General features: G+C 34.2%; 22 protein-coding genes and 3 pseudogenes. 21 read left to right on the forward strand and 4 right to left on the reverse strand.

The features are described 5' to 3' along the window. Positions 1 to 410: IS200/IS605 family transposase (tnpA, locus tag HMPREF1863_RS04975; RefSeq protein WP_083508522.1), on the forward strand; the 410-nt coding region annotated here is incomplete at its 5' end. 369 nt (positions 411 to 779) lie between these two features. Here tnpA and HMPREF1863_RS04980 read toward each other — a convergent pair. Then, positions 780 to 1,121: pseudogene (locus HMPREF1863_RS04980) on the reverse strand (plasmid mobilization protein). A gap of 332 nt (positions 1,122 to 1,453) precedes the next feature. Between HMPREF1863_RS04980 and HMPREF1863_RS09395 the strand changes: the two are divergent. The 11 genes and pseudogenes from HMPREF1863_RS09395 to HMPREF1863_RS05030 all read left to right on the forward strand — a co-directional run. Next, positions 1,454 to 1,591: pseudogene (locus HMPREF1863_RS09395) on the forward strand (TetR/AcrR family transcriptional regulator); the annotation flags it as partial. 104 nt (positions 1,592 to 1,695) lie between these two features. Next, a complete protein-coding gene (locus tag HMPREF1863_RS04985; protein ID WP_068367993.1) occupies positions 1,696 to 2,091 on the forward strand; it encodes a DUF4418 family protein in 396 nt (131 codons plus the stop codon). After that, positions 2,091 to 2,774: an ABC transporter ATP-binding protein gene (locus HMPREF1863_RS04990; protein WP_068367996.1), complete on the forward strand. Its 684-nt coding sequence runs from the start codon at positions 2,091 to 2,093 to the stop codon at positions 2,772 to 2,774. Before HMPREF1863_RS04985 ends, HMPREF1863_RS04990 begins: the two co-directional genes overlap by 1 nt. Further along, positions 2,771 to 4,108, forward strand: coding sequence for an FTR1 family iron permease (locus tag HMPREF1863_RS04995; protein WP_068367999.1), 1,338 nt, complete (start codon positions 2,771 to 2,773; stop codon positions 4,106 to 4,108). Before HMPREF1863_RS04990 ends, HMPREF1863_RS04995 begins: the two co-directional genes overlap by 4 nt. 141 nt (positions 4,109 to 4,249) lie before the next feature. Then, positions 4,250 to 4,915, forward strand: a complete 666-nt coding sequence (locus HMPREF1863_RS05000) for an iron transporter (RefSeq protein ID WP_068368003.1) — start codon at positions 4,250 to 4,252, stop codon at positions 4,913 to 4,915. 57 nt (positions 4,916 to 4,972) lie between these two features. Further along, complete coding sequence (locus HMPREF1863_RS05005) at positions 4,973 to 6,235, forward strand: Fe-S-containing protein (RefSeq protein WP_068368037.1); 1,263 nt, start codon at positions 4,973 to 4,975, stop codon at positions 6,233 to 6,235. Between the two features lie 8 nt (positions 6,236 to 6,243). Continuing rightward, a complete protein-coding gene (locus HMPREF1863_RS05010) occupies positions 6,244 to 7,527 on the forward strand; it encodes an ABC transporter permease (RefSeq protein ID WP_068368006.1) in 1,284 nt (427 codons plus the stop codon). Further along, positions 7,517 to 8,665, forward strand: coding sequence for an ABC transporter permease (locus HMPREF1863_RS05015; protein WP_068368009.1), 1,149 nt, complete (start codon positions 7,517 to 7,519; stop codon positions 8,663 to 8,665). The genes HMPREF1863_RS05010 and HMPREF1863_RS05015 overlap by 11 nt, the downstream gene beginning before the upstream one ends. A gap of 11 nt (positions 8,666 to 8,676) precedes the next feature. After that, positions 8,677 to 9,396, forward strand: coding sequence for an ABC transporter ATP-binding protein (locus HMPREF1863_RS05020; RefSeq protein WP_002840489.1), 720 nt, complete (start codon positions 8,677 to 8,679; stop codon positions 9,394 to 9,396). Then, positions 9,393 to 9,818 (forward strand): FMN-binding protein, encoded by a 426-nt coding sequence (locus tag HMPREF1863_RS05025; RefSeq protein WP_068368014.1) that lies wholly within the window; start codon positions 9,393 to 9,395, stop codon positions 9,816 to 9,818. The genes HMPREF1863_RS05020 and HMPREF1863_RS05025 overlap by 4 nt, the downstream gene beginning before the upstream one ends. Next, positions 9,818 to 11,020, forward strand: a complete 1,203-nt coding sequence (locus HMPREF1863_RS05030; protein WP_068368017.1) for an ABC transporter permease — start codon at positions 9,818 to 9,820, stop codon at positions 11,018 to 11,020. The genes HMPREF1863_RS05025 and HMPREF1863_RS05030 overlap by 1 nt, the downstream gene beginning before the upstream one ends. Positions 11,021 to 11,200: 180 nt before the next feature. Here HMPREF1863_RS05030 and HMPREF1863_RS05035 read toward each other — a convergent pair whose 3' ends face one another. From HMPREF1863_RS05035 to HMPREF1863_RS09465, 3 genes and pseudogenes are all read right to left on the reverse strand, one after another. Next, positions 11,201 to 11,758, reverse strand: coding sequence for a lantibiotic immunity ABC transporter MutE/EpiE family permease subunit (locus tag HMPREF1863_RS05035; protein WP_232300123.1), 558 nt, complete (start codon positions 11,756 to 11,758; stop codon positions 11,201 to 11,203). Continuing rightward, positions 11,751 to 12,068, reverse strand: a complete 318-nt coding sequence (locus tag HMPREF1863_RS09460) for an AAA family ATPase (RefSeq protein WP_408605322.1) — start codon at positions 12,066 to 12,068, stop codon at positions 11,751 to 11,753. Before HMPREF1863_RS09460 ends, HMPREF1863_RS05035 begins: the two co-directional genes overlap by 8 nt. After that, a pseudogene (locus HMPREF1863_RS09465) lies at positions 12,048 to 12,313 on the reverse strand (ATP-binding cassette domain-containing protein); the annotation flags it as partial. The pseudogene HMPREF1863_RS09465 and the gene HMPREF1863_RS09460, both read right to left, overlap by 21 nt. 55 nt (positions 12,314 to 12,368) lie before the next feature. Here HMPREF1863_RS09465 and HMPREF1863_RS05045 point away from each other — a divergent pair. The 9 genes from HMPREF1863_RS05045 to HMPREF1863_RS05085 form a co-directional block, all read left to right on the forward strand. Continuing rightward, positions 12,369 to 13,730 (forward strand): hypothetical protein, encoded by a 1,362-nt coding sequence (locus tag HMPREF1863_RS05045; protein WP_068368019.1) that lies wholly within the window; start codon positions 12,369 to 12,371, stop codon positions 13,728 to 13,730. 489 nt (positions 13,731 to 14,219) lie between these two features. After that, the gene (locus HMPREF1863_RS05050; protein WP_068368023.1) at positions 14,220 to 14,411 is read left to right on the forward strand and encodes a hypothetical protein; all 192 of its coding nucleotides are present in this window, start codon (positions 14,220 to 14,222) and stop codon (positions 14,409 to 14,411) included. A 231-nt stretch (positions 14,412 to 14,642) separates the two neighbouring features. Further along, positions 14,643 to 15,509 carry an AraC family transcriptional regulator gene (locus HMPREF1863_RS05055; RefSeq protein ID WP_068368025.1) on the forward strand — a complete coding sequence of 289 codons (867 nt, stop codon included), beginning with the start codon at positions 14,643 to 14,645 and terminating at the stop codon, positions 15,507 to 15,509. A 397-nt stretch (positions 15,510 to 15,906) separates the two neighbouring features. Next, complete coding sequence (locus HMPREF1863_RS05060) at positions 15,907 to 16,482, forward strand: DUF5301 domain-containing protein (RefSeq protein WP_232300124.1); 576 nt, start codon at positions 15,907 to 15,909, stop codon at positions 16,480 to 16,482. Positions 16,483 to 16,987: 505 nt separating this feature from the next. Then, positions 16,988 to 17,524 (forward strand): MgtC/SapB family protein, encoded by a 537-nt coding sequence (locus HMPREF1863_RS05065; RefSeq protein ID WP_232300125.1) that lies wholly within the window; start codon positions 16,988 to 16,990, stop codon positions 17,522 to 17,524. Between the two features lie 1,001 nt (positions 17,525 to 18,525). After that, positions 18,526 to 20,085 carry an ATP-dependent nuclease gene (locus HMPREF1863_RS05070; protein ID WP_068368027.1) on the forward strand — a complete coding sequence of 520 codons (1,560 nt, stop codon included), beginning with the start codon at positions 18,526 to 18,528 and terminating at the stop codon, positions 20,083 to 20,085. Between the two features lie 152 nt (positions 20,086 to 20,237). Continuing rightward, positions 20,238 to 20,981, forward strand: coding sequence for an EFR1 family ferrodoxin (locus HMPREF1863_RS05075; protein ID WP_068368029.1), 744 nt, complete (start codon positions 20,238 to 20,240; stop codon positions 20,979 to 20,981). Positions 20,982 to 21,168: 187 nt separating this feature from the next. Then, on the forward strand, positions 21,169 to 21,555 hold the full coding sequence (locus HMPREF1863_RS05080) for a ferritin family protein (protein ID WP_068368031.1): 387 nt from the start codon (positions 21,169 to 21,171) through the stop codon (positions 21,553 to 21,555). A gap of 497 nt (positions 21,556 to 22,052) precedes the next feature. Next, positions 22,053 to 22,446 (forward strand): PLP-dependent transferase (locus HMPREF1863_RS05085; RefSeq protein WP_198142716.1); only part of this gene is annotated, 394 nt, incomplete at its 3' end.

The raw sequence follows: 22,446 nt of genomic DNA on the forward strand, positions 1-22,446 counted from the left end.
CAAAATATAGAAGACAAGTAATATATAGACAACTAAGGAAAGATATAGGAAGCATACTTCGAGAATTATGTTCAAGAAAAGGCGTAAACATAATAGAAGCAGAGCTATGTCCAGATCATGTCCATATGTTGGTAGAAATACCACCAAAATATTCAATATCACAAATAATGGGATATTTAAAAGAAAAAAGTTCGCTGATAATATTCGATAGACATGCCAACTTAAAATATAAATACGGAAATAGACACTTTTGGTGTAGAGGATACTATGTAGATACAGTAGGCAGAAATGAAAAGAAAATAAAAGAATATATACAAAATCAATTAAAAGAAGATTATTACGCTGACCAAATAAGTATAAAGGAATACCATGACCCGTTTACGGGAGAGTCAGTAAAGAAAAACAAATAAAAAAACTGCTTAAGCAGTAGTTGGGATAGTGGTGCATGTGATAGAATACTCGGAACCCCAATAGGGCGTGCCGGTATTCGCGCCTTATAGGCGCTGTGCAAACTACCAGCTAAGCTGGTAGTTTTGATTAAAAAAATTTGCTAAAAATATCCTTTTAATTCACGAGTTTTGAATGTAATTTTATAAATCTGGTAGATTGATTAGACAAATAAAAAAATAATCATTTTCATTAAAAATGCTATTTGATGTACATGGTTTTTATTTAAAATGTAATATTACTCATCTGATATTTAATGACTTATATAGGCATTAGATTTTGTATGATTTGAAGGTCCATAACACTTAAATATTGATTTTATATTGCAAGATTTATTTTGATTTATTAAGAAGTAGGGAATGGATCTGCCATATTTCTTTTGATAATTTTTCTATCTGCTTATTCATTGATTTGATTTCATTTTTGTAAATAACACCAGTTGTATTAGTAGCTTTTGCAATCTGGTTTATATTGTTTGTTGCATTTGAAAGTAGCCATTGTAGGCTTCTAAATGGTTCTAAATCTACTACATAAATTTCTTTTTCTAATACGCATTTCCTAAGAAAGTGGGACATAGTTTTGCAGTTTGCAAGTTTCATTTTCTTTTCAAAAACTTCTTTTTCTTACTTAGTTAGTTTTATTTCTATTCTTTCATTTCTAAATCTATTTGCCATTTTATTCTCCTTTATAAAATATATTTCGGGGTCTTAGGGTTTTCCATAACAAGGTAAAAATTAAAAAAATGGAGCATTCCGTAAAGGTCTGCTCCATTAATTTTTTCGTAAGTGTCCGTACACTTACTGTGCTTGCTATTAAAGTTATAAGCGTTAAGCGTTTTATTCATAGTATATAAAATTATACCATACTCAGAATATAATTTCAGGGCACTATTGACAAAAGTATAAGAAAATGATAATCTTTATTAAAGAAAGAGTGTAGGTCAATAAGTGGTGATGTTTTGGCAAAGAGAAATGTAAAAGATTCAGAAGAAAGAAAATAGGAACTTATAAACATAGCATCCAGACTTTTTGAAAAGTATGGGTATGAGAAAGTTTCTGTACGAGATATTCTTGCAGAAGTTAATGGAGCGCCAGGAATGTTTTATTATTATTTCAAATCAAAAGAAGATATTTTCTTGGCTTGTACTGGCCAGGGGTAACTGTTGAAAAAAGACTGGTAAGTATAAAAAATAAACACGTTTTCATATTACAATGTTATTAATAAAGATAAGTAGAAAGGATGGTTAAAATGAGTAGAAAGAAGATTTCAGGATATGTTTCTGCTATTATAGGTCTCTTGTTAGTGCTTGCACCAAAATTTATAACACCTGTTTGTCCTCCTATGGAAAATGGAATGTTTATGAAATGCCATTGGATGGGGAATATGACTATGGGTATTGGTGCAGTCATTTTAGTATTAGCAATTGTTTTTATTATAGTTAAAGATTCAAAAATATCTTTAGGATTAGCTATTTCAAATATAGCAATTGGTGTTTTAGAGATACTAAACGCTCATGTGCTTATTGGTGGATGCATGAAAGCCGATATGGGTTGCAGAGCAAAAACCATTCCATTTTGCATATTGTTGTCAGGCATATTGGTTTTAGTTAATATTTATTATTGTATGAAAGAAAGACATTCATAATGGAATCAATAATTGAAACTGAAAATTTAAGCAAGAGTTTCAAAAGAGGTTCTAATACACTTTTTGCTGTTAAAAATGTAAACTTTACCCTGAAGGAGGGAGATTTTGTCAATATAATTGGCAGAAGTGGTTCTGGAAAGTCAACTTTTTTAAATCTTTTGTCTGGTTTATTAAAACCGACTGAAGGTAAAATCTTTGCTAAGGGCAAAAATATAAGTGATTTTTCTGATAGAGAAATTAGCAAATATAGGAATGAAATCATAGGTTTTGTGCCACAAAGTCTAGGGACACTTCCAAACTTAAATGTTTTAGAGAATGTGTCTCTTCCTTATTATCTATTTAAAAGAGATGAATCTGCTTATGAAAAAGCAGCTATGCTCCTTGATTTGATGGGAATTTTGCATCTGAAGGATGATTTTGCTAAAAATTTATCTGGAGGAGAGCTAAAAAGAGTGCTGATAGCCAGATCTATGATTAATTCGCCGGAACTTTTGATTTTAGATGAGCCAACAAGTGATTTGGATAAAAATACTACTATGGAGATAATGGATTTATTAAAAAAAATAAATTCTAAAGGTACTGCGCTTATTATAGTTACTCATGAGCTTGATATTTTAAAATACGGCAATACACTTTACCAAATGGAAGATGGAAGTTTAATAAAGAAGGGGGGAGAGAGATGAATTTATTAAAGAAAATGACTAGCATTTTTGCAATGATGGTAATCATGATTAGCCTAACTTTAACGCCTGTTTTTGCAGCAGAAACAAATTATGGTAACTGGGTTGAAGTCGCTGATGCTATGTCAGAGCATTTACAAAAAGCTGTGGAAGTTTACAAGCCTGGAGATAAGGATGCTAAAAAAGCAGCCACAGATGCAGTTAATGTAGCTTACTTTAAATTCTATGAAAAAATTGGATTTGAAAAAACAACTATGACTGCAATTTCAGGCGAAAGAGGTTCAATGGTTGAGCATCAATTTTACAGAGCAAAAAATTCTATCAAAGAAGATGCAGACCCAAAAGAAGTTAAAGATGAAATTGATGCACTTATAACTTATCTTCATGAAGATGCCCATACTCTTGATGGAACCTCTGGAGATTCTAAGTCCAGTGGTCAAAGTCAAGAAGATGCAAATAGCCTTTCAACAGGTCAATTGTTTGGAGAGCTGCTAAAAAGATTTGGTACATTTTTTGCAGTTCTTGGACTTACACTTCGTGAAGGACTTGAAGCCATTTTAGTTGTAGCTGCCATTGCTGCATATTTATCAAAGACTAATAATAGAATTTACTTAAAAGGTGTATATATTGGAGCCTTGCTAGGCATTGTTTTTTCAGCAGTCCTAGCTGTAGGATTTAATATCATCGCCAATACAGTGGGAGAAGTTGAGTCTGGAATGGGACAAGAAATATTCGAAGGAATTGCGATGTTTCTTGCCGTTATCGTACTATTTTATGTATCCAATTGGATGCTTTCTAAATCTGAAGTTGAAGTTTGGAATAGATACATTAAAAACAAGGTTGAACAATCTGTTTCCAAGGGTAATTATTTTGCCTTATCTTTCACTTCATTCTTAGCAGTAGCAAGAGAGGGTGCAGAACTTATTTTGTTTTTCCAAGGTATGAGAACAGGCATTTCTGATAATCCAATGCATATGTGGATTGGACTTTTAGTTGCCGCCATAATACTTGCAATTGTATATTATTTAATTGCTAAAGTTTCTGTAAGGCTACCATTAAAACCATTCTTTACATTTACTTCTTGGCTAATGTTTATACTTTGCTTGTCTTTCTTAGGAAAGGGCATAGGAGAATTACAAGAAGCAGATGTAATTGGCAGAACGATAGTTCCTTGGATGAATGGATGGTCTGCTGAAGTTATAGGAATATACGATAGGTATGAAAATCTCATTCCACAAATTATTCTATTAGTAGTAACCATTGCTTCTGTTATTTATCAAAATAATAGAAACAAAAAAGTTAGAGCTGAGCTTGAAGCCAGCCAAGAAAAAGAATAGGAGGATATATAGGCATGAAAATCCCATTCCACAAATTATTCTATTAGTAGTAACCATTGCTTCTGTTATTTATCAAAATAATAGAAACAAAAAAATTAGAGCTGAGTTTGAAGCCAGCCAAGAAAAAAATAGGAGGATATTATGTTTAAAAAGAAAAGTTTATTTCTTGTTGTTATGACGCTTGTGTGTGCATTAATGTTTACAGCTTGTGGTAAAAAAGAAGATACAAAAGCTAATAATACAGCTAAAACTTCTACAGAAGAAAAAACAACAGCTGAAGGAAACAAGAAAGAAGCAGGAGATGCAAAAGCTGCAGCTCCAGGAGAAGATGCAGGATTTGAAGAATTTCCAATTGGCGATGACCAAACTAAAGGACCTTTAGTAATCTCTGGTGTATATTTCCAACCAGTTGATATGGAACCAGCAGGAAACTCAATTCCTAAAGAAGAAGCTGACTGCCATATTGAAGCTGACATTACAGCATCACAAGAAGGTTCAACATTAGGTTATGGTGTTGGTGATTTTGTTCCATGGTTAAAAGTAAAAGCTTATTTACAAAAGAAAGGTTCAGACCATGTTCAAGAAGTTTCTTTCATGCCTATGAACGCATCTGATGGTCCACACTATGGTGCAAATGTTAAATTTGACGAAGGTGTTGGCGTTTATGATGTAAAATTTGAAGTTTCTGCACCAGGCAATGACTACTTACTACACGTAGATAAAGAAACTGGTGTAACAGGTAGATTCTGGACAGAACCACTTGTTGCAGAATGGACTGACTTCGAATGGAACGGACCACAATGGTAAAGTTTTAAAAATTTATAATATTTATAAGGGGAATTCATGTTCCCCTTATATGCATTTATGGGGGGTGAAATTATGTTAAAAATTTTTATTAAAGTTATGGAGGCGGGAATAGCCTTTTCTCTAATGATTTCTTTAATACTTGCCTATTATACAACTAAAGAGAGCAAATATAAAAAGCATGTTATTATAATTTCTTTAGTTTTAGGGGTAATTGCAGCAATTGTTTCAATAATTATAAGAAATATACCTAATTTTATTAATAGAACAGAATTGAATTTCTGGTCTATGGTACCCATAGTTATCTCAGTATTTTTAATATTAATTTTTATGATATTTGAAGATAAGATAAATGCTAAAATTTATGATAATTTCATTTCATCATCGGTTGTTGTTTATCTTGTAGGAATTTGTTTTTATTATTTACCGTATGTATTTAACCAATCAAACAAATTTGTATATTATGGCGAAAGTGCTGTTTCAACTATTGTACTTTTTAGGATTTTAGGCTTTGTTTTTGGGATAATCATGATGATTTTATCAGGGCTTGCCATATACAAGTCCTCAGTTAAACTTGAAGGTAAAAACTTAAAGGTTGTAGTTTTTTTTAGCTTGATATGCTCGGGTATCAGCCAATTTAATATCATAATTCAAAGGTTTTATTCTAAAGGGATTATTCCTAGAAATGTTAACTTTTTTAGAGTTATTGCATTTATAGCTAATCACGAAAATGTGTTTTTATATGCAACAATGTTAATTATGATAGCTATTCCAGTAATTTTATATAAGCAAAATATTAAAGTTAATGAAGATTATAGCAATAGGGCTCAGTTAAGAAAAATAAAGTATAGAATGAAGAATAAAAGACATTGGGCAACTTTTTTCCTTGTCGTTCTATTTATTAATACTTTTTCATTAACGGTTGGAAAGGCATATGCTAATAAGGAACAGGCCCTTTCACCACCTGAAGATTATCAAACTGAAAATGGGATGATTGTTATTCCTTTAAGTAGCTTAGAGGATATGCATTTGCACAGATATTTGTATAAGGCAGAGGATGGTGTACAAATGAGATTTTTCTGCATTAAAAAAGCAGAAGGTTCCTATGGAGTTGTACTTGATGCCTGCGAGATATGTGGTCCATCTGGATATTTTGAAAAAGGCGATGATGTTATTTGTAAGTTGTGCGACGTTGTAATGAATAGGGGTACAATAGGTTTTAAGGGTGGATGTAACCCGATACCTTTCCCATACATTGTCCATGATAAAAAGATAAAGATTGCGCCAAAAGATCTTGAGGCATTGTCTTATGTATTTAAGTAGGAGGGCTTATGTTTTGGAGAATAGTTAAAGGAGCGCTTTTTAGACAAAAGGGAAAGATGGCTCTTATTGCATTTACAGTTGCCCTCGGAGCTTCTCTTGCCACTTCAATGTTAAATACCATGCTCGGTGTTGGAGATAAAGTTAATCAAGAATTAAAGACCTATGGAGCAAATATTAATGTATTGCCTAAGGAAGCTTCCCTTCTTGATGATTTGTATGGCATGCAAGAAAAAGAGGGGCAGGTTCAAAAATATTTAAAGGAGTCAGAACTTCCTAACATTAAAACTATTTTTTGGGCTTACAATATTGTAGACTATACGCCATATCTTAACACTTGGGTTTCTTGTAATAATGATTCTAAACACACTAAGATGGTAGGAACATGGTTTAATAATCATATGGATTTGCCTACTGGAGAATCAGTTGATACTGGTATGATTAGACTTAAAAACTGGTGGGAAGTTCAAGGCGAGTGGTTATCAGAAAATGATAGCGATTCAGTTATGCTTGGAAAGATTTTTGCAGACAGAAATGGATTTAAAGTTGGTGATGAAATCCAACTAAAAAGCAATAATTTAGACAAAAAATTAAAAGTTAAGGGTATTTTCTCATCAGGTTCTGATGAAGATGCATTTATATATTCTACTTTAAAAACAGCACAAGAATTTGCTGGAGTTACTGGAGTTGTAAATAAAGTTGAAGTATCAGCCCTTACTACACCAGACAATGACTTAGCAAGAAAGGCTGCCAAAAACCCACTATCTTTAACTATTAAGGAACGGGAAGTATGGTATTGTACAGCTTATGTTTCTTCTATTTGTTATCAAATAACAGAAGTAATGACTGATTCTGTAGCTAAGCCAATTCGCCAAGTTGCAGAAAGTGAAGGAGATATTTTAAATAAGACTACTCTTCTTATGGTTTTAATTACAGTATTAACTTTGATTGGTTCAGGCTTTGGTATTTCTAATCTTATTACAGCATCTGTAATGGAAAGATCTAATGAAATTGGACTTCAAAAAGCTATAGGGGCGTCAAATGGAAGGATAATTGGCATAATTCTTCTGGAAATAATTTTGACAGCGATATTTGGAACAGTTATAGGTTACGGTGTTGGTCTGCTACTTACTCAGATTATTGGTCTAACAGTTTTTGGCTCAGCAATAGCTCCAACAGCTATGGTAGTTCCTATTGTAGCAATACTTATTATTCTTGTTACAATATTGGGTTCAATACCAGCTATAAGATACCTTTTGAATTTAAATCCAACGGAGGTACTACATGGCAGATAAACAAAGTAAAAATAAATTTCACTTAAAAATGATAGTGACTTCCTTGGCAAGGAGACGTGCAAGAATGTTAACAGCACTACTTGCCATAGCTATGGGAGCAACAATTATTTCAGGACTTGTTAACATTTACTATGATATTCCTAGACAAATGGGTAAGGAGTTTAGGTCTTATGGTGCAAATATGTTGGTAATTCCCACGAACCCTGATAAAAAAATCACCAATGAACAGTTAGATGAAGTTAAATCGTTAATTCCTTCAGGAAAGCTTGTCGGTCAGGCACCCTATATTTATACAAATGCAAAAATTAATGAACAACCTTATATGCTTGCAGGTACAGATTTAAAGGGAGCGAAAGAAAATTCTCCATACTGGCTTATTGACGGTTCATGGCCTGAAAAATCGAGAGAAGTTTTAATAGGTAATGAAGTTTCAAAGGCTTTGGAATTAAAAGAGGGAGATAAAATTATTATAAATACTCCCAAAGTTAATGGAGAAGGTTCTATAGATACTAATTTTGTTGTTTCAGGAGTTGTAACAACAGGTGGTAAAGAAGAAGAACTTATTTTTATGAGTATTGATGATATTTCACAGCTTGTTAAAGACAAAAATTTTGATGTCGTAGAATATTCAATAGAAGCTGAACAAAATGAACTTTCAAAAATAGTATCAAATATTTCACAAAAGGATGGATCTCTAACTCCACAAATGGTAAAAAGAGTTACCGCCTCACAAGATGTAGTTTTGAATAAATTACAAGCTCTTGTCTTTATTGTAACGATAATCGTATTATTCATAATGATGATATGTGTATCCACAACAATGATGGCAGTTGTAACTGAAAGGCGTAAAGAAATAGGTCTTAAGAAAGCTTTGGGCGCCACAAATTCGTCAGTAATCGTTGACTTTTTAGGTGAAGGAGCATTTTTGGGGGTTTTCGGTGGACTTTTAGGTGTTGTATTAGGATATATATTTGCCAATAGAGTAAGTATTTCGGTATTTGCTAGAAAGGTAAGTTTCTTGCCTCTTTTAGTACCTATGACAATTATTGTCTGTATAGTAATAACTATAGTTGCATCTTTAATACCAGTATCTAAAACTGTTGATATTGATCCAGCTTTAGTGCTTCGTGGAGAATAGAAAGGAATTTTATGGATATATTAAAACTCGTTGATGTTTCAAAAATTTATGGTGAACTTAAAGCCCTTGACAAAATCAATTTAAGTGTAGAAAAGGGCGAATGGATTTCTATAATGGGTCCATCAGGTTCTGGTAAAACAACAATGATGAATATTATTGGTGCCATGGATAAACCTTCACTTGGCGAAGTTATTTTGGATGGTGAAGATATAGCAAAAAAATCACCTAAGGAACTAACAGTTATTAGAAGGGATAAGATAGGACTTATTTTCCAACAATTTCATTTAGTTAATTATTTAAGTGCTTTGGAAAATGTAATGATGTCACAATATTATCATTCTATGCCAGATGCACAAGAAGCAATGGAAGCTTTGGCTGCAGTAGGTCTTGCTGATAGAGCCAAGCACTTACCCAACCAATTATCAGGTGGGGAACAACAAAGAGTATGCATTGCTAGAGCTCTTATTAATCATCCTACAATACTTTTAGCCGATGAACCCACAGGAAATTTGGATGAAAAGAATGAATATATAGTTCTTGACATATTTGAAAAACTTCACAATGCAGGATCAACAATTATTGTTGTAACTCACGACCCTGAAGTCGGCGAAGAATCTGAAAGAATGATAACTCTTGAACATGGTAAAATTTCAAAAGAAGAAAAAATGAAAAGAAAAAGACCAGTTCTTGATTCTGTAAAAAAAGATGAAAAACTTAAGGAGTTTATATGAGAAAATTTTTAAATGTATTAATAATTTTTTCTTTGGGGCTTGTCCTAGTTGCTTGTGGAGGAGATAAAAAAGAAGAAGCTCCAAGCGTAAGCTATAAAGACGGCACATATCATGGAGAATCTGCCAAAGATGAAAGAGGCGGACTTGTAAAGGTGGATATAAGTGTTAAAGACAATAAGATTGAATCTTGTACAATGCAAAACATTGATGGAGATGGAAAAGAAAAGGATGAATCTTATGGTCAAAGCCAAAATGAAGGACTATATAAGATAGCCCAACAAGCTATAAATCTTGCAAAGTCATACCCAGATAGATTAGTGGAAAAAGGAAATCCTGAAGGAGTGGACGTTATTTCGGGGGCAACAGGAACCTACAAGCAATTTATAGAAGCTTGCAATAATGCTCTTGATGGCGCAAAATAATGAAAGATTTATACACAATTAATTTAGCAAAAAAGAATATAGAAAATAAAAAAGCAAGGTCAATTACCTTGATTTTACTTGTAGGAATTTTAACTTTTATTTTATTCATGTCATCATTTATAATTTTTTCTCTTAAAAACGGCATGAAATCTCTATCAGATAGGATGGGAGCAGACATTATAGTAGTCCCAGAAGGTTATGATTCCAAAATTACAGGTGCAATATTAAGGGGAGAACCTAATACATTCTTTTTTGACAAGGATATATTAAATAGAGTAAAAAAAGTACCAGGAGTTGAAAAAGCCTGTGGTCAAGTTTATCTAGCTACACTTTCTGCTGGATGCTGTTCTTTTCCCATTCAAGTTATAGGAATTGACTTTTCTGATGACTTTAGCGTTAAACCTTGGCTTGAAAAACAGATTAAAACTCCAATTAAAGCTGGGCAAGTTGTTGTAGGTGCTAACATTGTGGGGACTATTAATCATAAGATTAAATTTTTTAATCAAGAGTTTGAGATAAGAGGTAGGCTTGCAAAAACTGGCATGGGTTTTGATAATTCAGTTTTTATGACAATAGAAGAAACTCATAGATTAGCCAAGGAATATGAAAAGATAATTAATCATCCGGTGGCAAAAAAAGATGATATATCTTCTATTTTAGTAAAAGTTGAAAAAAACAAAGATCCAAAAACAATTCAAAAACTTATTAAAGAAGAATTTAAAAAAGAAAAAGTGTATCCTTTATTGCCAAGAAAAATAATGACAGAAGTTTCAGATTCAGCAAAAAACATGCTTGTATATGTGTATATATTGATAGCATTGATTTGGATACTAGCTTTCTTTATTTTAAGTCTTGTAAATACCTTATCAGTTAAGGAAAGGAAAAGAGAATTTGCAACCATAAGGATATTAGGAGCAACAAAGAAAAAACTCAGTGAAGTAGTTCTTGTTGAATCTATGCTAATTAATGGAACAGGTGCAGTCATAGGTTCTGTGCTTTCCTTTGTTTTAAGTATAACTTTCAATAATATATTTTCATCACTTTTGAATATGCCTTTTTTAAGACCGAATATATTCCTTATGATTTTAATGTTAATAATAGTAATAATTTTGGGAACCTTGTTAGGTCCAATATCTTCAATTATTGCTATTAATAAAATAAATAAAGTAGAATTATTATTGATGCAAAGAGATAATGATTAAATGAGCTATTTGTCAAATTTTGGGGAGACTTGTTAACTCGAGTCTCTCTTTTAATTTAAAAATAAATACTTAGACGCTAATAGAATATCAAAACTAAAATAAGTAAAAACTATTAAAAATAAACATAGCAAACAAGACTCCTAGGGGTTTTGCGAAATTTTCCCTTTTTCTTATCCCTACTTACAAGCAATATGGTTTTAGTGCTAAAAATACACCTGAAAAAGAAATAGTTAAATTGACCAATACCGAAAAGATCACCCCTAATTTTTTTGAAATTATGAAACTAAAAGGGATTTGCCACATGGTTGTAACAAACACGACTATAATCCCTAAAAATATTGAAGCAATACTTAATTGCTTAATTTGATTAATTCCAAACAAACCAAAAATAAATGGTATACAAACCACAGCAACACTTAATAGAAAACAGGAAAGAAGGGCATATCCTAATACAACCAAAAGTTTAGAGCTCCATATTTTTCCTTGAGAAACTGGTAGACAACGGATTGCACGAAGTCCGTGCTTTCCGTTATCTATATTAACAGCTGATGCACTGATTAATGCGAATGTGGCAGGTAAAAAAACTACATAGTACCAGTTGAATAAATTCAAGGAAAAATAACCTTGTTGAACAATAGCCATTAGTGCTAAGCAAAGAGGACTAGCAATAGCAATTCTTCTTGTTGCAGTTCTTTTTGTTTTCAAGAACTCGGCCATTAATATAGTTGAATTACTCATTGAAACCTCCTTGCTGATTACTAACAATTTTCATAAAAAGTTGCTCCAAATCCATTTTTGAATCAAATGCACCTTGATAACCTAAATGTCCTGATGCAATGATTCCAATATGATCTGCAATATGTTCGACTTCAGATAAAATATGAGAAGACAGAATTACAGTAGTTCCTTGTTGTGAAAAACCTCTAATAAGTTCTCTCAATTCCTTTATTGCAATGGGATCAAGACCATTAGTTGGTTCATATAGAATTAAAAGTTTTGGATTACTAAGTAAAGCCAAAGCGATTCCTAATCTCTGCTTCATTCCCATTGAAAATTGTCCAGTACGTTTTTCCCTGTATTAGTAAGACCTACAATCTGTAAAACTTCTTGAATTCGCTCTTCTTCAATCCCTAAAGCTATTGATCGTACACGACAATTTTCATAGGCAGTTAAGTTTGGATATAGTGGTGCATTTTCAATCAATGCACCAATTTCAGAGAGATTTGAACGATTCCAAGGATTATTATTGAATATGATGTCACCAGATGTAGGTGTAATCATACCGCAAATCATCTTGAGAAGAGTAGTTTCAGATTATTTAAGTGACATATTATTTTATGTGGATATTATGAATAAAGATTTTCTACCATTTAGATATTGGGGAAAAGATCATATTAATATGTATACGAAATTTCTTGCAAATGACAAGAATGAAATTAGCAGTATAAATAATTATCTCTATAATAAATACTCCTGTGTACGTGGTGGGAAATGCAGCGGTTGGTTAGCATTCGAAAATAGAATTATGCCAGAGATAGAGTCTATAGCAGAGATAAAAACATTGGATATGAATTCTTTTATGGAAAGCTTTGAAAAAGTTTTTAGATATGTTTTCGAATATTACAATATCTCAGCAGATAGAAAATCTATGAATATTTGTGAAGGAGATTTTCATCATTCTGTCTATATGAAGGGGGTAGATATTGCAACAGGATTATATTATGGGAGCTTGATGTGTAACTATTACACAAATCAGTTTGCAACATCTAATAATATTCAGAATAGTATCGGATATGAGGTGTATGATCCTTTGGAATATGGAGAAGATGTTATTATTACAGCACCAATTCCAACATATCAAGATTTTATAGAGAGGCTGGGAGATTATGCAATAAATTCCTTAGAGATGCCTGTGCAGCGTGATGTTTGTTGGGTAGGAAATGTTGAATTAACTAGAAGAAATGTGTTGCATCTTCTTGAAACAGTTGAATTAAAACATCAAAAATGGGTGATGTTGGCTGGTAGAGTATCTCTACATGAGGAAGATAAATGTGAAACAAGATGGAAAGACACATATGATTTGTGGTGTTGCTCTTCAGAAAATGAAACAATATACGATGATGGTAATGCTCGCTATCTGACCATTGAATTAGAAGAATATATTGGCAATTTGAATTCATATCCTGATAATGAATCAAAACCTTGGCTTTGGAAGAATGTAAAAAATATTAATAATCAATCTGAAGTTTTTGAGGAGACTTCATTAGTATTACCACCATCGAATATAATTAGATTTTTTAATCTCAAATTGAATGTTTCGGATTTATCATGGGAAACTCAAGATAAAGAAAAAGTGATAATATGTAACAATAATAAGAATTCATATTATAGAGATCCTATCGGTGGAACTGTCTTTATCCGCAAAGACTATTTCGACAAGTTTCTTGAAGGAAATACGGTAAAATACTTTGCTTTTACAGAGCGTTTTATTCCAGATACTGGCTATGCAGATGAAACTTCTTTGCATTTTGAAATTGTTAATGGGAAAATAGAAAAAGAAATTAAAAATAATGATGTATATAGCAGACGGAATAATGGAGACAATCCATTATGTTCTGCGTGTCCACATACAAATATTGCTGATGAAGCGGTAGATAATTCATCGATTTCTAATATAGAATGGCTAGAAAATTCGTTAAAGGACTATTGAACGGCATAGGGAAATGGCTGGATTACAAATATTTTTTAGACGGTTTTTATAAGGAAATACTCTTATAATCGTAGATGAATTTTACAAAGATATGATTCATTAAACTTAGGCAATCGGGAAAATATATTGTAAACCTATTTGGGGCTTAATTATTCTAGATAAGAATACTTTGTTTGTTAGAGCTTAAAGATAGTAAGAAATTTAGTTTGGACAATGATGAGTATGTGGAAGCTATAGCGTTGATGACAAGAGAAATGGACTAATAAGAATCTGATAGGCTTGAAATCAATAGTTTTATAAATTTTGAACTAGATAAATATGTGATTAGGTTTCAGAATCAGTATTTAATAATATCTTTCAAATACTCACTTGTAGCAACACTATAAAGATAATGAAAAGGTCGTAGCAACACTTTAGATATTTTGACAGTTTGTGTCAACGGCATAGATGGGGAAAAATTAGATAAATTAAAATTTGTGGAGATAATAAATGGACACAGCTTATATATTGATAGGTGCTTTATTTTTAGATTTTGTAGTAGGAGTGTTAAATTTTTCAAGGGACAAAGAACAGATAAATAAGATGCAAGTTCAAATAAATGAACTGTGTAGAGCAATAGGACATGAAGAGTTGGTGTCAACTTATATTTCGGAGGAAGAAAAAGAACTAGTTTTGCATTAAAAAACACTGGAAAAGAAATTGAAGCAATAAAGAAGAGTAGAGATATCACTTGTTTAGATATAAAAGAAGCTAAGAAATATTTTGACAGCATTTAAATAAACCACGGTTTATTGAGCTTGCAAACTATAAGTTTCTAAAAGATAAAACCTATAAAACTTGTACGGATATTGTAGAGTAGGAAAAGAAATCTTCCTCTATACTAAAATAAACCGAAAGAAAGGGGGAATCGAAATGAATATTATCAAGTCGTTTAATAATACGATTGATTATCTTGAAACAGTTCTTGATGCTGAAATCAGCAAAAAGAAAGTAACTCAATTATCCGGATACTCTTATTCTATGTTCAGTCGCTTGTTTTCTATGTTAACTGAAACAACACTTTCAGAATATTTAAGAAGTAGAAGATTAACTGAAGCGGCCATTATATTAAGAGATACAGATGAAAAAATTATTGATGTTGCCTTAAGATTTGGATATGAGTCACCGGATTCATTCGGGACAGCTTTTAAGAATTTTCATGGATTCACTCCTTCTGAGGTAAGAAATGGGAAACCATTCAAATTAGTTTCTAGGGTGCAATTAACACTTAGTATTAAGGGAGGCAGAAGTATGAATATTACAATTCAAAAGAAGAAAGCATTTACGGTTGCAGGTGTAAATGAACAAAACATCAATTCATCATTATGTTCAAGTATATGGGGAAAATTATTTTCTAAGGTTAGCCATGAAGAAATATCAAAATTAGGGACAGGAGAATCTGTTGGAGTTTGCCACGATATATTAAACTTTGATAACCATGATGCTTTAGAAGTTAATACAATTAACTATATGGCCGGCTATATTGTTAATGATGTAGACGAAGCAAAAAGTATGGGCTTAGAAATTTTGGAAGTGGAAGAAGCGGAATATGCTGTTGTAGAATTAATAGGATCTGTTCCGGATTGTATTCATAACGGATGGAAATATGCGATGGAAGTTTTCTTCCCTGAGCATGGTTATGTCCATTCAGGAAAACCTGACTTTGAATATTATTATGAAGGTGATATGAATAGCAAAGACTATAAAATGGAACTTTGGATTCCGATAACTAAAGCTTAAAAACACCAGTTAATCTGTCTGAAACCTTTTAACGATATCTTCTACCTATCGTTAAAAGGTTTATGGATATGTTTCTACAAACAGATAGGTTGACTTGATATACTTAGTGTTCACTAGCTTCATGTTGAAGCCCGAACACTTCTTGTGAGGTCATTCGTAGAATGATCTCATAAGAAGATGCAGGTCAGCAGACATTTGCACCAAATCAAAGAATTGGGCAAATGGTTGCATCAGACCTACAATGATTCGCTTTCGCTCATCATGTTAGGTCTTGATCATGCCAAGAATCCCCAAGAGAAGTGCCCGCCAGGGTGATTCGATTGCAAGATTCGACGGCTGAGGCGATTACACTTTTGTCCAAACCTGATGTGATAAAAATCTAAATGTTAAAATTGAGGTGGATGAGCTTGGCTCGATAGGTATCGAAAGTAAAGCTACTTATGCACAAATCAAGGAGTATATTTTAGAAAATTTGATTTTAAAGGTTTTAGCACGATTACACAGATTAATGAAGTGTATGAGGGAGCATGATAATCAATCGAAGGGGGAGATGAAAACGATGAAAAAACATCTTGGAATAGCATTGGTTTTAATCACTATTTTGTCATTAACTGCATGTGGTAGTAATAAAAAAATAGTTCTACCCAAAGCCGAAGAAGTAAAAGAAATTGAAATCATGCAAAACACTTCAGAAGAAAGTTTGAAAATTGAGAACCAAGATGAGATATTCGGCATAATTGCTGATATTGAGGAAAACACCAAAGATACCGGCAAGGAAAGTGTTAACGATCAACCCACAAATATAAAGGATTATATTATCGTTAAATTTCACCATAAAAATGCAGAAGAAAGTCCAAGAGTTGTGTATGTATATAAAGACAAAAACAGTCGTTATGTTGAGCAGCCATATGTAGGTATTTGGAAATTAAGAGAAGAAACATTCGATAGAATCAGTAGTAATTTGATTAAATAATGAGATTCAACCATCCGAGTTTATCGAACTTATCACCTTGACCTATTCCCACATACCAAGCCTTCTCAAAATCTCTGATTTTATCCATACAGACCACTCAAGCCATTGTGAAGCCCTAACCCTATTGGTGCGAGATTCGCACAGCGAATCGGAGTAGCAATAGAGGTAGGTCTCATGCCAAGAATCTCCAAGAGAAGCGCCCGATAGGGTGATTCGATTGGCAAGATTCGACGGCCGAGGCGATCGCTCTTCTTCAAAAGTAGGAGTTGCCTGAATTAAAATTAGAAACCAATCTAAAAAACCGAATGTTATATCCTATACTTTGATTCTTTTTAGAAGAAAGATCGTGTATCATGTGAGGGGAAAAAGTGAATATCCTTTTAGTAGCAGCCAGAATATTTATTGCAGCCTTTTTAGGCGCTTTAATCGGTACGGAGAGGGAGAAAAAAACAAGGTAGCCGGTTTCAGAACACATATTATTGTGAGCGTCGGTGCGTGTTTAATTATGCTTATAGCAATCGATGGAGCAAGTGAATTGGCAGACGCCGACAATTGGGAGCCGACAAGGCTTGTAGGACAAGTTGTAAGCGGAATCGGTTTTTTAGGTGCAGGTACTATACTCCAAAAAAAGAACGGGGTTTCGGGGCTTACTACAGCTGCAACTTTATGGCTGTCTGCAGGAATCGGACTTGCAGTGGGAATCGGATATTACAAAGGAGCGGTCCTTGCAACTGTAACTTGTCTTATAACCCTGATCTCCTTAAAGGAAGTCAGCGACCTGATAAATAAGAAGATGACAAAATCTTATATAATGGTATTCGACACGCCTAATTTCGAGAAGGATAAGTTTCTGGAAATTACCTCAGATGAGGGAATAGAAATAAGAGAGCTGGATATCCTCGATGAAGAGGCAGAGAACAAATCAATGATTGAATCGACCTTATCATTTCATAAGAATTACGATATGGGCAGTTTTTTTAAAAAATTAAAATCCGACCATCATTTGGTATCTGTAAAACTGAGCAATCGAGACAATAAATGATGGAATATGAACGGTGGCTTTTAAGTTTTTTTGAATCTTAGAAGCCATTTTTTTATTGTAAAACGCCTTCTCTTAAAAATTGTCCGGGAGATTATCCGGTGTTAAGATGAATGATATGGCTATTTAAAACGTTTCAGTACAAATCATCTAAATAAAAAAGGCGCATACATTGCCGGTACTCTCGAAGTTTATCGTGTTTTGAAAAAGAGCGGTATTTTTTAGCTAGATCAAATAGTGATATCAATTATATTGTTGATAATGAGAAAAAGAAATTGTTTGGAAAAACCCCTTTAAGCCCTTAAAGGACGAAGAAGCGAGAGAATTTATGATTAAAGAAAATGCGGGAATGCAATTTTCCATAATAAGACTGAGCAGATCGGAGGGTAGTTAAGGCAGGCTTTAGACTCCTTAATTTCTACAAGGATACAAATGGCTTCGGCAGACTGCGTGATATAAATACTAGAACATGTATTGCGACTAAAGCCATTAAATAATAAACTACAATGGGTCAATGGGTCAATGGGTCAATGGGTAAGAAAATTAGCGAAATAAAACGTGTATCGACGGTGCCAGACCTAATTCCTCTGCAAGAGATCTTAGGTATTTTGATTTAAATAGAATTGCGACGAATCGCGTCAATCGGTTTGGTATAATCTTATCAAAGGAAGAAGTATAAATGTGAGCTAATATTTAAATTTAAAAAAGTGACATATTACGGAAGCATCTATAAGTAAACAAAGCTTCAATACTGAACGTAAAAGTGAAAATTCGTGTTCCCAAATGAATCCCAAAAAGATTTTAAGAATTTAAATATTACCTTTAGGTCGTCGCATACGATTTGTTCTTTGACAAATTAGTAGATCCAACGCTTATACTTTTAGCATCAGGAACATTATTTTTTATGATTAGAATGGAGGTTACAAATTTTTATTAACAAGGAATGGATATTACGTGGGTTAAAGCGCATGAAAGTATTTCATTATAGAGGTAAGGAGCAACAGATGAATAGAATAGAATCCCCCTCGATTCATATTAAGTCAATTGAATTCAAAGACGGCACGAGCCTTGAACTAAATCCAAATAGTATAGTGGTTTTTACAGGAGCTAATAATTGCGGGAAGAGTCAAATACTTCGCGATATTGAGGCATTAATCAAGGAAAGAGGTGCTGATACTGTCGTTACAAGTAAACTTGATTTGGAATTTAAGGGTGAACTAGATCAGAGTTATTTTCATAGTAAGGCAAGCCGAGATGAAGAAGGACGTTATTTTCTTAGTGGACGCGTAGCCTCTTACGAAGAACTTAAAGAAGATTGGGGTAATAGAGACCTGTGCAATATGCATAAAATGTTTGTAAGTCGCTTAGATACAGAGGAAAGATTAACATCTTCAAAAACAAAAAAGCTGTATGGTGGGAAGTCTTACGAAGAGATAAACTCAATAAATCAAGTATATGGTGATAACTCGCTTGAAAATAGAATTTCAGAACTATTTAATGAAGGGTTCAATCAAGATTTAATTGTAAATCGTAGGTATGGTGGCAATGTGGCTTTGCATGTAGGAACTCGCCCTGAATGGGAAGGGGGAAGAGACGGAGAATCTAAGTATTATGCAGCAGTTAATGATCTTCCTCTTCTCGATACTCAAGGTGATGGTATGCGGAGCTTTGCTAGCATTATCCTCGACGCATTTACATCAAATTTTCCCATTACATTAATTGATGAGCCTGAGGCATTTTTGCATCCGCCACAAGCGCGAATTATAGGCAAAATGTTGGGTGAACATAAAATAAAAGATCATCAACTGTTTATTTCAACACATAGTGCAGAAGTTATAAACGGATTGTTAGATTCGAATAATGGAAATATTAACGTCATTCGCATTAATCGAGAAGCAAATATTAATCACATCTTCTGTCTAGGAAATCAAGAAATAAAAGAGCTTTGGAGCAATCCGATTTTCCGTTATTCAAATATTTTTGACGGATTATTTCATAAAAAAGTAGTCGTTTGCGAAAGTGATTATGACTGTTTATTTTATAAAGCAATGTTTGATGCAATATCTAAAAATAATCATACGCCGGGTTTAGATGTGATGTTTACTCATTGTGGCGGAAAGGCCAGAATGAAGAATGTAGTTTCAGCCTTGCGAGCTTTAAAAGTTCCGGTAGTAGCAATTCCAGATTTTGATATTATTGACAACAAGAATGAATTGACGCAACTTTGCAAAGCGTTCACTATTACAATTCCCGAACTAGATGAGAAACTAAAAATAATTTATGACTTTATCAACGCAGATGGTGGCAAAGTACGGAAATTAATTAAGGATAGCGGATGTCATGTTTTACAGGGAGATGCATTTAGGGCATACAGAGATCTTGAAAATATTTTTATGAAAGAAGGATTATTTATAGTGCCTGTAGGAGAACTTGAAAGTTTTAATAAACTTATTAACAAAGATAAAAAAGATTGGGTGTATGCAGTTTTAGAAAAAGAGAATCTATGTGAGGACGAAAATCTGAGTGAAGCCCGAAAATTTATACAGAAAATAATAGAATTCTAGAATATCTGTTAGTCAAAAGAGAGGCAAAGACTTAACAAAAAATGCTTTTTTATGAGAGGTTATGGTTCATGGGTATTATCCTACTTTTCGCTAGGATCCTACGATCTGGGCAATTTAGTTTTAAAGTATCTGCAACATTAAGGAGCTAATGTGTGATTTTATATTTTTCAGCGACGGGGAATTGCAAATATGTTGCCGAGCGTTTAAGTGAAGCTTTACACACGGAATCTGTGGCCATCACGGACTGTATCCGCAAGGGGCACTACGATTTTGAAGATGAGACCGTCGGCTTCATTTCTCCCACGTATAGTTGGGGGCTTCCGAGCATCGTGAAGGAGTTTTTAGAAAAAGCCCGGCTGAAATCTTCCTATACTTATTTTATTTCGACCTACGGCACGACGCCCGGCGCGTCGGATGTTATGGCAAATCGGGCTCTGAAAGAGGGAAAAATCGACGCTTTTTATTCTGTCAAAATGGCGGATACGTGGACCCCGATATTTGATCTGTCGACAGAGGAAAAGGTCGAGGCTTTTACTAAAAATACCGAGGAGGAGATCGATTCCCTTATCGAAAGGATTCGGGTAAGGGAAAAAAATAAGAAGATGCACCCGAGAACACCGACTTTCTTGGTGGATCTCATCGCTCAGCCTCTTTATAATTCGAGGACCAGGCTTACATCTCACTTTCGCGTGGAGGAGACCTGCATCGGCTGCGGTCTATGTGAGAAGAAGTGCCCGGTGGGCGCCATCAAACTTGAAGATAAAAAGCCTACATGGATCAAGAAAAAATGCACGATGTGTTTGGGCTGCCTTCACCGATGCCCGAAGTTTTCTATTCAGTATGGAAAGAACACAAAAAAACACGGCCAATACACCAACCCCAATGTAAAGGTGTGAAAAATCAACAGATTTTAAGAGAGGGTAAATTATGAACGAATTTTTTAATTCGTTGATATGGTTATTTTAAAGTGGTATATTTTTTAATGGAATAAATCCATGATACTCAAAGGATAAACGGTAAGGAGTCGAGAATGGTTTGTTATCAATTTCATTCCCCAATCCCAATGATCGTAAGGAGCAAAAAATGAACATAAGTAAAAGTGAAATGAAGACATTACTAAAATCTCAGCAAGGAGAATTGGATGCGGTGCTGATGTATAAAGCCCTCGCCGATGTCGTCAACGATGCGAGAGACGGGGAAACTTTTCGTCAGCTCGCCGCAGAAGAAGGCCATCACGCGGCCGTGTTTCATGGCCTTACGAAAGAAACCTTGAAGCCGAAGAAAACTTTGAGCGTCTTGATGCCGATTCTTTATCGAATAATCGGCAAGAAGAAATTATATCCGCTTATCGCAAGAGGTGAATATAATGCGGCTAAAAACTATGCTCCGATTGCAGAGCGATTTCCGGAGATTGAAAGCGTAAAAAATGATGAGAAGCGACACGGCGATAAGGTCGCCGAGTTGTTGTGAGATCGTTCGTTGCATTTGCTCCGCTTTCGGCCCCATTGTCTTCCCAAGGACAGACAGTGATGTGACCCTCGTCGCCGGAATCAAGGATATCACAAGCAATTCATGCCTGATTGCATATTCAATCGAACGAAATATCATAAATTCTCCCCAAAAAAATTGACACGATAAAAAAGTAAGATATCATACGGATTATTAATAAAGAAACAAGGAGGCACGTCATGTACTACGATCATTCGAACAACAAAATGATGGGTATGATGCGCATGATGAATTCATGGGCAGGCTTTCTTGTACCCCAAAATAGTTAATTTTGGGATATTGCGAGGAGCCTGAGGGCTCCTCTTTTTTTATGGATTGGAGCTGCCTATGTTACTGAAACACCATCGGGAGAGTCTTCGGTCCATTCTTTGGGATGAGCGAATGTGTCTCCTGTAAAGTATTAAAAATCGAAGAGACTGCCATTTAAACGAAACAGGATTTAATATAAGGAGAACATCATGACCAAAGAAAACAAACAAAGAAAATTTGAGACCCTCGCCCTTCACGTGGGCCAAGAACAAGCCGACCCTGCCACGGGAGCGCGCGCCGTTCCCATTTACCAAACCACTTCCTATGTGTTTGAAGATACTGCCCAAGCGGCAGGGCGTTTCGCCTTAACCGATGCGGGAAATATTTACGGACGCCCAACCAATCCCACAGAAGAAGTATTGGAAAAACGATTGGCCGCTCTCGAAGTGGGCACCTCCGCCTTGGCTGTCGCAAGCGGCGCGGCAGCCATCACTTACGTCTTTCAAGCGTTGGCGCAACAAGGGGATCATATCGTATCGGCTGAAACCCTCTACGGCGGAACGTTTAACTATGGAATGGCAACACTTTTTCGGACACATTCCT

It is taken from the genome of Aedoeadaptatus coxii (assembly GCF_001553115.1).
Classification (GTDB): Bacteria; Bacillota; Clostridia; order Tissierellales; family Peptoniphilaceae; genus Aedoeadaptatus; species Aedoeadaptatus coxii.